The sequence below is a fragment of the Streptomyces sp. NBC_01275 genome, from assembly GCF_026340655.1.
Taxonomy (GTDB): domain Bacteria; phylum Actinomycetota; class Actinomycetes; order Streptomycetales; family Streptomycetaceae; genus Streptomyces.
In genome coordinates this window covers 8,739,954-8,752,587 of sequence record NZ_JAPEOZ010000001.1, presented here as the reverse complement: position 1 = coordinate 8,752,587, position 12,634 = coordinate 8,739,954, and the positions used below count along the sequence as shown (strand labels likewise).

11 protein-coding genes are annotated in these 12,634 nt (G+C 70.0%); 7 read left to right on the top strand and 4 right to left on the bottom strand.

Annotation, left to right across the window (positions count from 1 at the left end; all coding sequences use genetic code 11):
• Positions 1–318: 318 nt before the first annotated feature.
• The 3 genes from OG562_RS38430 to OG562_RS38420 form a co-directional block, all read right to left on the bottom strand.
• Positions 319–1,233 (bottom strand): RNA polymerase sigma-70 factor, encoded by a 915-nt coding sequence (locus tag OG562_RS38430; protein WP_266406249.1) that lies wholly within the window; start codon positions 1,231–1,233, stop codon positions 319–321.
• Positions 1,234–1,455: 222 nt separating this feature from the next.
• On the bottom strand, positions 1,456–4,119 hold the full coding sequence (aceE, locus tag OG562_RS38425) for a pyruvate dehydrogenase (acetyl-transferring), homodimeric type (protein ID WP_266406247.1): 2,664 nt from the start codon (positions 4,117–4,119) through the stop codon (positions 1,456–1,458).
• Positions 4,120–4,214: 95 nt separating this feature from the next.
• Positions 4,215–4,955: an SDR family oxidoreductase gene (locus OG562_RS38420; protein ID WP_266406245.1), complete on the bottom strand. Its 741-nt coding sequence runs from the start codon at positions 4,953–4,955 to the stop codon at positions 4,215–4,217.
• 282 nt (positions 4,956–5,237) lie between these two features.
• Between OG562_RS38420 and OG562_RS38415 the strand changes: the two genes are divergently transcribed.
• The 3 genes from OG562_RS38415 (at position 5,238) to OG562_RS38405 (ending at position 8,030) form a co-directional block, all read left to right on the top strand.
• On the top strand, positions 5,238–5,609 hold the full coding sequence (locus tag OG562_RS38415) for a cupin domain-containing protein (protein WP_266409751.1): 372 nt from the start codon (positions 5,238–5,240) through the stop codon (positions 5,607–5,609).
• Between the two features lie 73 nt (positions 5,610–5,682).
• Entirely contained in the window at positions 5,683–6,240 is a 558-nt protein-coding gene (locus tag OG562_RS38410) for a DUF5134 domain-containing protein (protein WP_266406243.1), read from the top strand.
• 569 nt (positions 6,241–6,809) lie between these two features.
• Positions 6,810–8,030, top strand: a complete 1,221-nt coding sequence (locus tag OG562_RS38405; protein ID WP_266406242.1) for a metallophosphoesterase — start codon at positions 6,810–6,812, stop codon at positions 8,028–8,030.
• 186 nt (positions 8,031–8,216) lie between these two features.
• On the opposite strand, the gene OG562_RS38400 is transcribed toward OG562_RS38405, so the two are convergent.
• A complete protein-coding gene (locus OG562_RS38400; protein ID WP_266406240.1) occupies positions 8,217–8,873 on the bottom strand; it encodes a DUF1326 domain-containing protein in 657 nt (218 codons plus the stop codon).
• A 310-nt stretch (positions 8,874–9,183) separates the two neighbouring features.
• On the opposite strand from OG562_RS38400, the gene OG562_RS38395 reads away from it, so the two are divergent.
• The 4 genes from OG562_RS38395 (at position 9,184) to OG562_RS38375 (ending at position 12,623) form a co-directional block, all read left to right on the top strand.
• Positions 9,184–10,014 carry a DUF2182 domain-containing protein gene (locus OG562_RS38395; protein ID WP_266406238.1) on the top strand — a complete coding sequence of 277 codons (831 nt, stop codon included), beginning with the start codon at positions 9,184–9,186 and terminating at the stop codon, positions 10,012–10,014.
• Positions 10,015–10,248: 234 nt separating this feature from the next.
• A complete protein-coding gene (locus tag OG562_RS38390) occupies positions 10,249–11,433 on the top strand; it encodes a permease (RefSeq protein WP_266406236.1) in 1,185 nt (394 codons plus the stop codon).
• A gap of 531 nt (positions 11,434–11,964) precedes the next feature.
• Positions 11,965–12,252, top strand: coding sequence for a hypothetical protein (locus tag OG562_RS38380; RefSeq protein WP_266406234.1), 288 nt, complete (start codon positions 11,965–11,967; stop codon positions 12,250–12,252).
• A gap of 179 nt (positions 12,253–12,431) precedes the next feature.
• Complete coding sequence (locus tag OG562_RS38375) at positions 12,432–12,623, top strand: aldehyde dehydrogenase family protein (RefSeq protein ID WP_266406232.1); 192 nt, start codon at positions 12,432–12,434, stop codon at positions 12,621–12,623.
• The last annotated feature ends 11 nt before the right edge of the window (positions 12,624–12,634 follow it).

The following is a 12,634-nucleotide window of genomic DNA, read 5'->3' as shown; positions in this document are numbered from 1 at the left end:
AGGCCGTCCTCGCGTACGGGCACAACGCGTCGGCCCGGTGCGGGAGTGAGGCAGCGACGTCCGGGGGCGACGCCCGGCCGGCCGACGACGAGGTCGATGCGCAGGACGTAGCCGCCGTTCTGCGGATTGCGGCCGAACGCCACGGCCGCCACGACGGATATCGCGGTGGGATCGAGCGCGGCCTGTCGCGCGATAAGGCTCAGCGCCCGGTCGAGGTTCCGTCGTCCGAGCGTGCCCTCCCCGAGGCCCGCCCGTGGGTCGCCGTCCTGCCGGTCACGGTCACGGTCACCGTCGCTCTTGTGACGCGCACGGCGGCGTTCAGGAGGAGAACGTGGCGCCACCGTCCAGGGACGCCACGTAGGGTGCCAGTTTTTCCGGATTCATGACCCACATGGCCCGCTCGATGCCGCGTTCCGAGATGTCGAGGGTCAGCAGAACCACGGCCGTCCCGCCGGCCGAGACGAGGGCGGCCGGCCCGCCGTTGGCCTCGACCCAGTGGATCTCCTTCTGCGGCCAGAAGCGCGGGGCGAAGGCGGCAAGGTACCTGGAGACGTGCACCAGACCGACGACCGGAATCCTGGATGCCCCACGCAGCCCGTTCCCGTCGGTGTAGCTGACCACGTCGTCGGCGAGGATGCCTTCGAGCACGGCCAGATCGCCGGTCTGTGCCGCGGTGAGGAACACCTCCATCAGCCGTCGGTGCTCGGTGGCCTCGACGGGCTTGCGGCGCTCCGACGAGATGTGCTTGCGCGCGCGGCTGACCAGCTGGCGCGTATTGGTCTCGCTGGTCTCCAGCATGTCCGCGATCTGCTGGTAGGGGTAGTCGAAGGCCTCCCGCAGAACGTAAGCGGCCCTTTCCACGGGGTTGAGCCGCTCCAGCAGGAAGAGCACCGCCGTGTCGAGCGCCTCGGCCCGCTCGGCGCCCAACTGCGGATCCGCGCGCGTGTCGACCGGCTCCGGCAGCCAGGGCCCGATGTACGACTCGCGCCGCACCCTGGCGGACTGGGCCACGTTGAGCGCCAGACGGGCGGTGACGGTGGCGAGGAACGCCTTCGGCTCGCGGACGACGTCACGGTCGGTGCCCTGCCACCGCAGCCACGCCTCCTGGAGCACGTCCTCGGCCTCCGTGGTGCTGCCGAGGACTCGGTAGGCGATGCCGAAGAGATGGGGACGCGCGGTCATGAACACGTTCGTCGCCTCGTCGAGGGAGCCCGTGTCGTCCCCGCTACCCATGCGTGCCGCCTTCAGTTCCGACCCCGTTCTCGCAAGCGCTTGCCCATGGTACGGCGGGCGGGGCGCCACCTGGCAGAACATGTCATGGCCGTACGAGGCGCACAGCCAGGACGGAAGGATCCGGCCGTTCGGGCAGCGCGATGAAACCGTTCTTCTCCAGTTCCGCAATCATCATCGCACGGGAGGCCGACCACAATCCGGGAGAATCGACCGACGGCGAGGTCACGACGTTCGCTCGCGCCGGCCGTACCGGTCGCGCGCCCGCACGACCGTCTCCGTACCGATCGCGCCGGCACGTGCCAGACTGTCCAGGGCCGCGACGACGATCGACTCGGCGTCCACCCGGAAGTAGCGCCGTACGGCGTCCCTGGTGTCCGACAGCCCGAAGCCGTCCGTGCCCAGCGACGAGTAGTCGTGGCCGACCCACTGGCTGATCTGGTCGGGCACCTGCCGCATCCAGTCGCTGACCGCCAGGACCGGCCCGGGCGCGTCCGCCAGCGCCGCCGTCACATAGGGGACGCGCTCCTCGCCCCGCAGCCGCGCCCGGTCGGCGTCCAGCGCGTCGCGGCGCAGCTCCGTCCAGGACGTCACCGACCAGACGTCGGCATGGACGCCCCACTGGGACAGCAGCGACTCCTGGGCGTTCAGCGCCCAGTGGATGGCCGTACCGGAGGCCAGCAGCTGGATCCGTGGTGCTGTTCCGGCGGGCTCGGCCTGCCGGAACAGGTAGAAGCCCCGCACGATGCCTTCCTCGACCCCGGGCCCGGCGGGCATCGCCGGCTGCTCCTTGGGTTCGTTGTAGACCGTGAGGTAGTAGAAGACGTCCTCGGGCCGGTCGCCGTACATACGGCGCAGCCCCTCCCGCACGATCACCGCGATCTCGTACGCGAAGGCCGGGTCGTAGGACACGGCGGCCGGATTCGTGGACGCCAGCAGATGGGAATGCCCGTCGGCGTGCTGAAGCCCCTCGCCCGTCATCGTGGTACGGCCCGCCGTCGCCCCGATGACGAACCCGCGCCCCATCTGGTCGGCGAGCGCCCAGAACTGGTCGCCGGTGCGCTGGAAACCGAACATGGCGTAGAAGATGTAGAACGGGATCATGGGTTCACCGTGGGTGGCGTACGAGGTCGCCGCGGCGGTGAACTCGGCCATGGAACCGGCTTCGGTGATGCCTTCGTCGATCAACTGGCCGTTCTTTGCTTCCCTGTAGTACAGCAGCTGCTCAGCGTCGACCGGTTCGTAGGTCTGGCCGTCCGGCGAATAGATCCCGGCCGTCGGGAACAGGGACTCCATGCCGAACGTGCGGGCCTCGTCCGGGATGATCGGCACCCAGCGCCGTCCCGTCTCCTCATCCCGCATCAGGTCCTTGACCAGGCGGACCAGGGCCATGGTGGTGGCCACCTCCTGATGGCCGAAGCCCCTCTCCAGGGCTTCGAACGGGCGGGCCGGCGGCTGCCTCAGCGGTTTCGCGACCACCCTGCGCACCGGGACGGGGCCGCCCAGCGCCGCCCGCCGCTCGCGCAGGTACCGCACCTCCTCCGAGTTCTCGCCCGGGTGCCGGTACGGCACCAGGTCGCCGCTCAACGCGCTGTCGGGGATGGGGAGTTCGAGCAGATCACGCATCTCGCGGAACTGCTTCATGGTCAGCTTCTTCATCTGGTGGTTGGCGTTGCGCGACGCGAAGGCCGAGCCGAGCGTGTGCCCCTTCACCGTCTGGGCGAGGACGACCGTCGGCGCGCCCCGGTGCTCGACGGCCGCCCGGTAGGCGGCGTAGACCTTGAGCGGTTCGTGCCCGCCCCGGGAACTGCCGAACAGTTCGGTCAGCCGGCTGTCGCTCAGCCCGGCGGCGAGACCGGAGAGCGCGTCGCCCGTGAAGAAGTGTTCGCGGATGTACGTGGCGTCCCGGGCAGCGTACGTCTGCAGCTGGGCGTCGGGCACCTCACCGAGGCGGTGGACCAGGGCGCCGGTGGTGTCCTGCCCCAGGACGGGGTCCCAGGCCTCGCCCCAGAGGGACTTGACCACGTTCCAGCCCGCTCCGCGGAACCTGGCCTCCAGTTCCTGCACGATCTTGGAGTTCGGTCGCACGGGCCCGTCCAGGCGCTGGAGGTTGCAGTTGACGACGAAGGTGAGGTTGTCGAGCTGTTCCCGGGCGGCGAGCGCCAGCGCGGCCGTCGATTCCGGCTCGTCCGTCTCGCCGTCCCCGAGGAAGGCCCACACGCGCGATGCGGAGGTGTCCTTGATGCCACGGGCGTGCAGATACCGGTTGAACCGGGCCTGGTGGATGGCGGCGAGCGGGCCGAGCCCCATGGACACGGTCGGGAACTCCCACAACCACGGCAGCCGTCGGGGGTGCGGGTAGGACGGCAGTCCATGACCGTCGGCCTCCCGCCGGAAACCGTCCAACTGCGCCTCGCTCAGGCGCCCTTCGAGGAACACACGGGCGTAGATGCCCGGCGAGGCATGCCCCTGGAAGTACAGCTGGTCGCCCGAGCCTCCCCCGCCGTCCTTGCCCTGGAAGAAGTGGTGGAACCCGATCTCGTACAGCCAGGCCGCCGAGGCATAGGTGGATATGTGGCCGCCGAGCCCGAACCGGGCGCCGCGGGTCACCATCGCCGCCGCGTTCCACCGGTTCAGGGCGGTGATCCTGGACTCCATGGCGAGGTCACCGGGATAGGCCGGCTGGGCCGACGCGGGGACGGTGTTGATGTAGTCGGAGGACAGGAGCCCGGGCAGGGACACGCCGGACCGGGCCGCGAACTCGTGCACCCGCCGCAGCAGGTACACGGCTCGATCCGGCCCCGCGTTCCGCACGACGGCGTCGAGTGACGCCTGCCATTCGGCGGTCTCCTCGGTGTCCTGGTCGGGTAGTTGGTCGAGCTCACTCATGGCCGTTTCCTGTCAGGGCGTCGGGCGGCGGGCGGCGGGCGTAAGTCGTGGGGCGTGGGGCGTGGGGCGGAGGAGACGTCTGGGGGCCGCCGACGTCATCGCCGCGCGAGCCACTCGGAGAAGGTTTCGTGCCCCAGGTGGGCGTCAGCCCCGGGCTGCAGCGCCCGCTGCCCGAGCATCGCGCCGAAGAAGGGGGTGTGGGCGTCGGAGACCACGTCCCACAGGTAGCCGCGCGCGGCCAGCAGCTTCGCGGTGAGGTCGTCGAGGCGGTGCTCCTCCGGACCGGCGACCTCCAGAACACCGAACAGCGGTACTCCCACGGCGACATGGGCGATCTCGGCGGCGACGTCGTCGGCCGACACGGGGCGGATCAGTACGGGCGCGACATGGACGGCGTCTCCGTACGTCGCCGCGCGCGCCATGTACTCCACCGACTCGAAAACCGGCGTCGTACGCACGATGGAGTAGGGCATGGGCGAGCGCCGCACCTGTTCCTCCTGCAGTGCCTTCGCACGGAAGTAACCCGCCTGCAGACGTTCGGCCCCCACGATGGACAGGACCACGTGATGTTCTGCGCCCGCCTCCGCCGCTGTCTCCAACAGGTTGCGGGTCGCCGTGCCGAAGAACTCCAGGCTCTCCAGCTCCCCGCGGGAGGGCGCGTCGGTGACGTCCACCACCACGTCGGTGCCGCGTATGGCCTCGGTGAGGCCCTTTCCGGTCGTGACGTCGACGCCGTCGTGGCGCGATAGGCGCACGACCTCCACACCGTGGTCCCGGAGCCTGGCGACCGTCCTGGAACCGATCAGACCGGTGGCTCCTGCTACAACGACTCGCATTTCGGGCCCCTTCCTGTCGAGGGGTCGACGATCCCTCGGATGGCTTCGTGAGGCCGCGGCGACGTAAGTCCCTCACACCATCTAGGACAGGACCCACCCCAATGTTGTGACACTGATGTGGCCGCGGATGTCACAGATCCGTGCGGAGCCCGGTCATCACCATGACGGCCATGGCGGCCATGGCCGGGTGAATCCAAGGGAGGCCGACCCATGTCGGACACGGACGCGACGCAGGGGACCGGACCGCAGACCCACTCGGAGGGATGGAAAACGGCAGCGAAGATGCTGCAGGACACCGCACCGCTCACCGTCCCCGAGGGCGCGTCGGCGATGACCATTTTCGTCGAGTGGGAGCCCGGAGACCCGGGAAGCCCGCCCCACCGCCACTCGGGGCCGGCGTTCGGTTACGTCGTCGAGGGAGCCGTCCGTTTCGAGCTCGAGGGCGAGCCCGAGCGCGTGATCGAGACGGGCGGGACGTTCTGGGAGCCCGGCGGCGACGCGATCCACTACCAGGACGGCAACGCGCTGCCCGACGCGCGCACCCGGTTCGTCGTGACGATGCTGTGCGCGCCGGGCAAGCCCATGCTCGAACTGGTCGCGGAGGAGGAACTGGCCCAGCGGGCCCATCTCCGCGCCCCGCGCCCCACCGACTGACTGTCCACTGCCGGCCCCGTACAAGGCGGTTGCGAACGAGGACTGTCCGCTCCGTGGGAGAACTCGGTGAGGCATGAGCGCCACTGATGTCGTGTACGGCATGCTGACAGCGCTGTTCGCGGCCTCGGCCGTCTACGCGCTGCGGCAGGTCGTGCTGCCACGAGGCTTCGGGCGGCGCGAACGAGGCGACCAGCTCCTGCACACCGTCATGGCGTCGGTCATGGCGGTGATGCCGTGGCACCGGGTCAGCGAAGTGCCGCCGCCGGGGCAGACGGTCTTCTTCGCCACCGTGGCACTGTGGTTCCCGTTGACCTCGGTCCTGAGCCGCCGTGGCCCCAGACTGGTCGGCCTCGTGCGGAGGTCGCCCTACGCGGTCGGCATGGTCGCCATGGCGTGGATGCCGGTGAGGCATGGCGGCGTCACGGACGCGCGGACCGGCGACGCGATCACCGGCGTGCTGACGCTCTGTCTTCTGACCTACGCTCTCCGGTCGCTGACCCGGGACATGCCCAGACTGCGCGGAGCCTCGGGCGACGTGGGCGTCTCCATCGGCATCGGCGGCCCTTGCGACCGCTTCTGGCACGGGTCGACGGCCATGGGCACGGCCATCATGCTGCTCATGCACCACTGACACCGGACGGCACCGGACGGCACCGGACGGCACCGGCAAATCGCTGCGTCTGTTACAGCCCGGTCGCCACCTGCTGAGCCTTCCGAACGGCGGGCGCCGGTCCGGCACCAAGGGCGTTGTTGGCGTCCGATGACGGCTTCGTCAGACACGCCATACCAACGGTGTCACACATTGTGTGGCAGCCCGGTCCTGGTTGGGAAACCAATCCGATTCGGTGCCGCTACATCAGCCCAGCGCAGCGCAGTACTTCGACGCCGCCGCCTACCACAAGGGCCTCTACCAGCAGTTCAAGCTGACCGCTGAGGCCGTGGTCCCCGCCGACCGCGACCGTCGACGCAGCCCGGCCGACCCCCGATTCCGCATCCCGGACGACAACCCAACGCCAAGGAATCGCGACATGAATCTCTGTCTCATCGGCGGAGCACACGGGCGGTGTCCGCGGTGGAGCCTTGCCATCCCGCAGAGAACCCTTCGCCCCAAGGGGGCCGCGCTCGTGAACGCCGGTGCGGCCGGCCCGAGGGCGACCGGATACAGTGCGCGAGACGGCAGCCTGGTCAGGGAGGGGAAGCGTGACCGACACCAGCGACACCCGACCCGTCGACGGCGAAGCGCGAGCGACGCAGCAGAGCCGACTGAACCGCCTGATGCGCTACATCCCCCTGATCGCCCCCGTCCTGCTGTGGGCCGTGCCCTGCTGGGTGCTCCTGTACACCGGCCAGCACTGGCCGCTGCCCGTCACGCTCGCCGGCGCCGCCCTGTTCGCCCTCGGCCTCATCGGTATGCCGCTGGCGATGGTGCGCGGCCACGGCCGGCGCCACCAGGACCGGGCTGCGATCTTCGGTGACACCCTGCTGGGCGCCAGCTGGGTCCTGTTCACCTGGTCCGTTCTGCTCGGCGTCCTGTTGCGGCTCGCCCTGACCGTGGCCGGCGTCGAGGACGGTCAGGGCCGGGCCCGGATCGTCACGTGGGCCGTCCTCGGCGTGACCGCCGTACTGCTCGCCTGGGGGTCCGCCGAGGCCCGCCGTGTGCCACGCGTGCGCCGACTCGACGTGCAACTCCCGCGCCTGGGCGCCGGGTTGGACGGCATCCGCGTCGTTCTCATCACCGACACCCACTACGGTCCGCTGGATCGCGCCCGCTGGTCGGCACGGGTGTGCGAGACGGTGAACACCCTGGAAGCCGACCTGGTCTGCCACACCGGCGACATCGCGGACGGCACGGCCGAACGCCGCCGCGCCCAGGCCGCCCCACTCGGTACCGTGCAGGCGACTCGGGCCCGTGTCTACGTCACGGGCAACCACGAGTACTACAGCGAGGCCCAGGGCTGGGTCGACCTGATGGACGAGCTGGGCTGGAAGCCGCTGCGCAACCGCCATCTGCTGCTCGAACGCGGTGGCGACACCCTCGTGGTCGCCGGCGTGGACGACGTCACCGCCGAGTCCTCCGGCCTGGCCGGCCACCGCGCCCACCTCGCCGGAGCCTTGAACGGCGCCGACCCCGACCTACCCGTCCTGCTCCTGGCACACCAGCCCAAGTTCATCGACCGGGCAGCAGCAGCCGGCATCGATCTCCAGCTCTCCGGCCACACCCACGGCGGCCAGATCTGGCCCTTCCACCACCTCGTCCGCATCGACCAGCCCGCCCTCGCCGGCCTCAGCCACCACGGCCCCCGCACCCTCCTCTACACCAGCCGCGGCACCGGCTTCTGGGGCCCGCCGTTCCGCGTCTTCGCCCCCAGCGAGATCACCCTGCTCGTACTCCGCTCCCCGCACCCGCCCACCTCGCCGTAGCAGTGCACGGGCCGGCACATCCGCTGGGAGCTGCAAGGCGCCAGGAGTCGGTGCCGGTCCCGATGATGTCGCCGCCGAAGGTGAGCCGGTCCACGACGGCCGCGCAGATCCGTGGGCCAGTGAAGTCTTCGTCCAGCGTGACCTTGAGCTGATGACCGACCGCCCGGAGCGCCGACCGGTCGCGCGTCAGTCGGGGCCGCTCCAATCGAAGGGGAAGTACTTGCTGGACTTGCCGCTGCGGCTCCAGCTGAAGCCGAAGGCGTCGGCCTGATCGGTGGTGGACCGGCCCCAGGTGGCAATCTGTCCCGGGCCGACCTCGGCACCGGGGGCGTTGTGGACCTGGACCCGTGCCCCCTCGGCTGTGGTGGGACCGGTGAGGGCCTCGGCCCGGGCGGTCACCCGGCCGGGAATCTCAGCGCGCCACGCCCCCAGGTCCTCGTCGACCTCGACGGTGATCGGAGCGACGTCCATGCCGCGCATCTCGGGTCCGAAGACCTCGACGAACTGCTGTGGCCAGCCACCGGCCTCCCCGCCGAAGATCGCGCCGAGTGCGGCGCGCTGCTGGTCGTCGGCGCGCTCGTCGACGAAGACGGCGGCATACGGGTCCGTGTGCTCGCCGGTCCACACGTTGCCGGTGAAGGACGCGAGCATCAGGACATTCAGATCGTCGAGCCGGACATCCCCGAACTGTCCCTCGCGTATGTGCCAGGCAAGCACGCCCTCGCAATCGCCCTCGGACGGGGGCTGGGCGAATGTGCACGGGCAGGGTATGGCGCACTTGCAGGTGTCGAACCAGTCGCCGACCACGCGCCAGGGCGGGCTGCTGGTGGTCTGCTCAGCCATCTCGCTCCTCCTCTCCGGTACGGAGCGGTGTCACTTCCAGGGTGCTCCTCGCCGACGCGAAAGCGAAGCGGCCTTCGGAGGCGAGGGGAACCGGGAGGGACTGATGGGGACGCCGGCACGCATACGTCGCCCTGGGGCGACCTCCGTCGCGGTCGTCGACGCACCGGGTGGGCCCGGTCACTGTCATGAGGGCTGCCGCCCGGGTCCCGGTCCTCCGCTTTTGAGGCCGGCGGTTCTGTGATCTGCTGGAGATGTCTTCGGAGTGCTCATCGCGGCCCCCGAAGCGGCGGGCGTCCTTGGGAGGCATGCCGTGCCGCATCTCCGGCTCGCCCCGCCGGAGCCCACCCGGCCTGGGGTCCTGCTGCCGAGGCGTGATCTGGCCCTCGGCTGGCTTCTTCTGACCCTGATCGCCGCTCTGGCGTGGGTGCTCACGGCCGCGCAGTCCCGCGACATGGGGATGGAGCCGGGCACCATGGGTCTGGCGCTCCCGCTCTTCCTGCTCCTGTGGGTGGTCATGATGGCGGCGATGATGCTGCCGTCGCTGGCGCCCGTGGCTCTCACCTGGGTACAGGCGATCAACCGCAGCACCGCGGGCCGTGTCCGTGCGCTGCGCCTCACCGAATTCGTCGGCGGCTATCTGCTGGCCTGGGCCGGGTTCGGACTGCTGGTGTACGGGGCCCTGGCGGCGACGGGGCACCTGGTCGACACCCACCCCGAGTCGGGGCGCTGGATCGGCGCGGGCGCGTTCCTGCTGGCGGGAGTCCAGCAGTTCGGGCCGCTGAAGCGGGTCTGTCTGCGGCACTGCCGCAGCCCGATGTTCCAGCTGTTGCGGTACGCGCGGTTCCGGCCGTGGGCGAAGGATCTGCGGGTGGGCGCGCACCACGGGCTCTACTGCGTCGGCTGCTGCTGGGGGCTGATGATCGTCCTGATCCCGCTCGGGGTCATGAACGTGGCGGCGATGGCGGGGCTGGCGGCGGTGATCTTCCTGGAGAAGCTGTGGCGGGGCGGCCCCTGGCTCAGCTGGGCGGTGGGCGTCGCCCTCCTCGTGCTGGCCGTGCTCGCCCCGTTCCAGGACTGGCTGCTGCCGGGTCTGCAGATGTCGGGTCCGTCGATGGACCAGATGCTGGCTGCGGCGCTCTGACTGGCTGTCGATCATCGCGCCAGGGCCCTCCGGCGGCTGAAGCATCCGCCGGCACCGGCACGGGAGGAGACGTTCCCGGCCTGCACCCATGACCGACTCACTCGGCAGGCCGGCACTTCAGTCCCTGTGAGTGCCTTCCCCCTCAAGCGCAGGCACGCCGAGGACCCACAAGATATACCCCCTAGGGGTAGGGTCTCAGCCGACACCAGAAACACCTCGGGAAGGGGTGGGTCCATGGAGGCGATCGGGCACGCGTTGTCCATTGCCGGGTCGATGACCTGGGAGGTCACCTGGGCGCTGATCCTCGGCTTCACGCTCTCCGCCGTCGTGCAGGCAGTGGTGCGCCGCTCCACGGTCGTACGGCTGCTCGGCGACGACCGGCCACGTACCCTCGCCGTGTCCGCCGGGCTCGGCGCGGCCTCGTCCTCCTGCTCCTACGCGGCCGTGGCCCTCGCGCGCTCCCTCTTCCGCAAGGGCGCGGACTTCACGGCGGCGATGGCCTTCGAGATCGCCTCCACCAACCTGGTGATCGAACTCGGCGTGATCCTGGCCCTGTTGATGGGCTGGCAGTTCACGGCCGCGGAGTTCGTCGGCGGCCCGATCATGATCGTCGTACTCGCCGCGCTGTTCCGGATCCTCCTGCGCGAGCGGCTCCTGCGCCGGGCCCGGGACCAGGCCGAACGCGGCGTGGCCGGATCGATGGAGGGCCATGCGGCGATGGACATGTCCTTGCGGGGCGAGGGCGGCTTCGCGCACAGGCTGTTCTCGCGGGACGGCTTCACGTCCGTATCGCACATCTTCGTCATGGAGTGGGCGGCGATCCTGCGTGACCTGGTGGCCGGGCTCCTGATCGCGGGGGCGATCGCCGCCTGGGTGCCGGACGAGTTCTGGCAGACGTTCTTCCTGGCGGACGATCCGCTCGCCGCCAAGCTGATCGGGCCGCTCGTCGGACCGCTGGTGGCGATCGCGACGTTCGTCTGCTCCATCGGCAACGTGCCACTGGCCGTAGTGCTGTGGAAGGGCGGGATCAGCTTCGGCGGCGTGATCGCCTTCATCTACGCCGACCTGCTGATCCTCCCGATCCTCAACATCTACCGGAAGTACTACGGCACCCGGATGGCCGTGTTCCTCCTGGTCACCTTCTTCACGGCGATGGCGGTCGCCGGGTATGTCGTCGAGTTCGTCTTCGGAGGACTGGGTCTGGTCCCCGACCAGGCGGACGCGAAGATCCCCGAGGAAGGGATCACCTGGAACTACACCACCTGGCTCAACATCGCCTTCATGCTGCTGGCCGCGGCCCTGCTCGTTCGGTTCTGGCGCACCGGCGGCCCGGCCATGCTGCGGATGATGGGCGAGGCGCCCGACGGCGCCGAGAACGAGCACGACCACGCCCGTGGACAGAACGGACATCACCACTGAAACGTCGTCCAGAACGCTTCGTTCACTGTCACACGGTCGCTCGGGGCGCCGGCTCGTGGCCCGTCGGCTTCCAGGGCGTGGACCGGAAATGGATCAAGTCCCAGTCGTGAGTTCGAAAAGGACCGTCCCAGCCCGCGGAGACCGGAATCGCAGCTCATAGCAGGACAGCCGCTGGGTGGGCTGCTCCTCGATGTGGGGTTCTCGCGGGCGAAGGGCCACGACCCTGATTCGCGCCGAGTTCCCGTGGCGGCGCGTTGGAGGCGAGCGGTGCCGGAAGCCGTACATCCCCATCCCGTCCACTACCAGCAGCTCATCGCAGAGTGCGCGGACGCGCCGGCGTTCCACCGGCTCCGTGTAGCACCCGCTCGGCCCCCGCAGCAGATACCCTCCTTCGTCGTGCCGTGCTTCTCCTCGTAGCGTTCGATCCCCTCCCGTTCCGAGCGGGGCAGCGGCGCCTCCCGGAACTCCCCCACCCTGCGATGCTTCAGCTTCGCTGGCCGGTGCGTGTTGGAGTGAATCGCCTACGTCCACATGCGCGAGACCGGGGAACGCGACCTCACCCTCACGATGCGCGCCGCCTGGCCGGGCACGTTCGTCCTCAACCCCCTCTACGACGAGCACGCGCCGCCCACGGCGGTGGCCGAGGCACTGGAGGGGGGCATCGCCGACGCGGTAGCCCTGGGCCGCCCCTACCTGGCCAACCCGGACCTCATCACCCGCCTCAGGACCGAGGGCCCGTACAACACGTCCGACCCGAAGAGCTACTACGGCGGCGACACGACCGGATACACCGACCACCCGACCGTCACGCCCGCCTGACGGGCTTCGTCCGGCCAAGCCGCGGTCCGCCCGCCGCGCCCCCTGGAACGGGAGGCCGACCGCGCCGTTCGCGTCGGACGTACGGCGCACCGACCGGCAGGGCAGGGCAGCAGAGTGACCCGGATCATGGGCATGAGGGAGCATGGATGCCGTGCGCCGTTCGCTGTTCTCTTGAAGGCATGAACGCACATCGTGAGGTTCCTTTTCCCGCTCCGTCCCACTGGATCGACGGCCGCCCGGTCGAGGGTTCCGGACCGCTGTTCGACGTCGTGAACCCGGCCGACGAGTCCGTGATCGCCTCCGTGCACGAGGGCACGGCCGAGGACGTGGACAAGGCGGTGGACACAGCGCTCGCCGCCTTCCCCGGATGATCGTCGACGTC

Coding starts and splice junctions, on each gene's coding strand:
- OG562_RS38430 (WP_266406249.1), bottom strand. CDS start 1,233: ATGGGTAGCGGGGACGACACGGGCTCCCTCGACGAGGCGACGAACGTG.
- aceE (WP_266406247.1), bottom strand. CDS start 4,119: ATGAGTGAGCTCGACCAACTACCCGACCAGGACACCGAGGAGACCGCC.
- OG562_RS38420 (WP_266406245.1), bottom strand. CDS start 4,955: ATGCGAGTCGTTGTAGCAGGAGCCACCGGTCTGATCGGTTCCAGGACG.
- OG562_RS38415 (WP_266409751.1), top strand. CDS start 5,238: ATGCTGCAGGACACCGCACCGCTCACCGTCCCCGAGGGCGCGTCGGCG.
- OG562_RS38410 (WP_266406243.1), top strand. CDS start 5,683: ATGAGCGCCACTGATGTCGTGTACGGCATGCTGACAGCGCTGTTCGCG.
- OG562_RS38400 (WP_266406240.1), bottom strand. CDS start 8,873: ATGGCTGAGCAGACCACCAGCAGCCCGCCCTGGCGCGTGGTCGGCGAC.
- OG562_RS38390 (WP_266406236.1), top strand. CDS start 10,249: ATGGAGGCGATCGGGCACGCGTTGTCCATTGCCGGGTCGATGACCTGG.
- OG562_RS38380 (WP_266406234.1), top strand. CDS start 11,965: ATGCGCGAGACCGGGGAACGCGACCTCACCCTCACGATGCGCGCCGCC.
- OG562_RS38375 (WP_266406232.1), top strand. CDS start 12,432: ATGAACGCACATCGTGAGGTTCCTTTTCCCGCTCCGTCCCACTGGATC.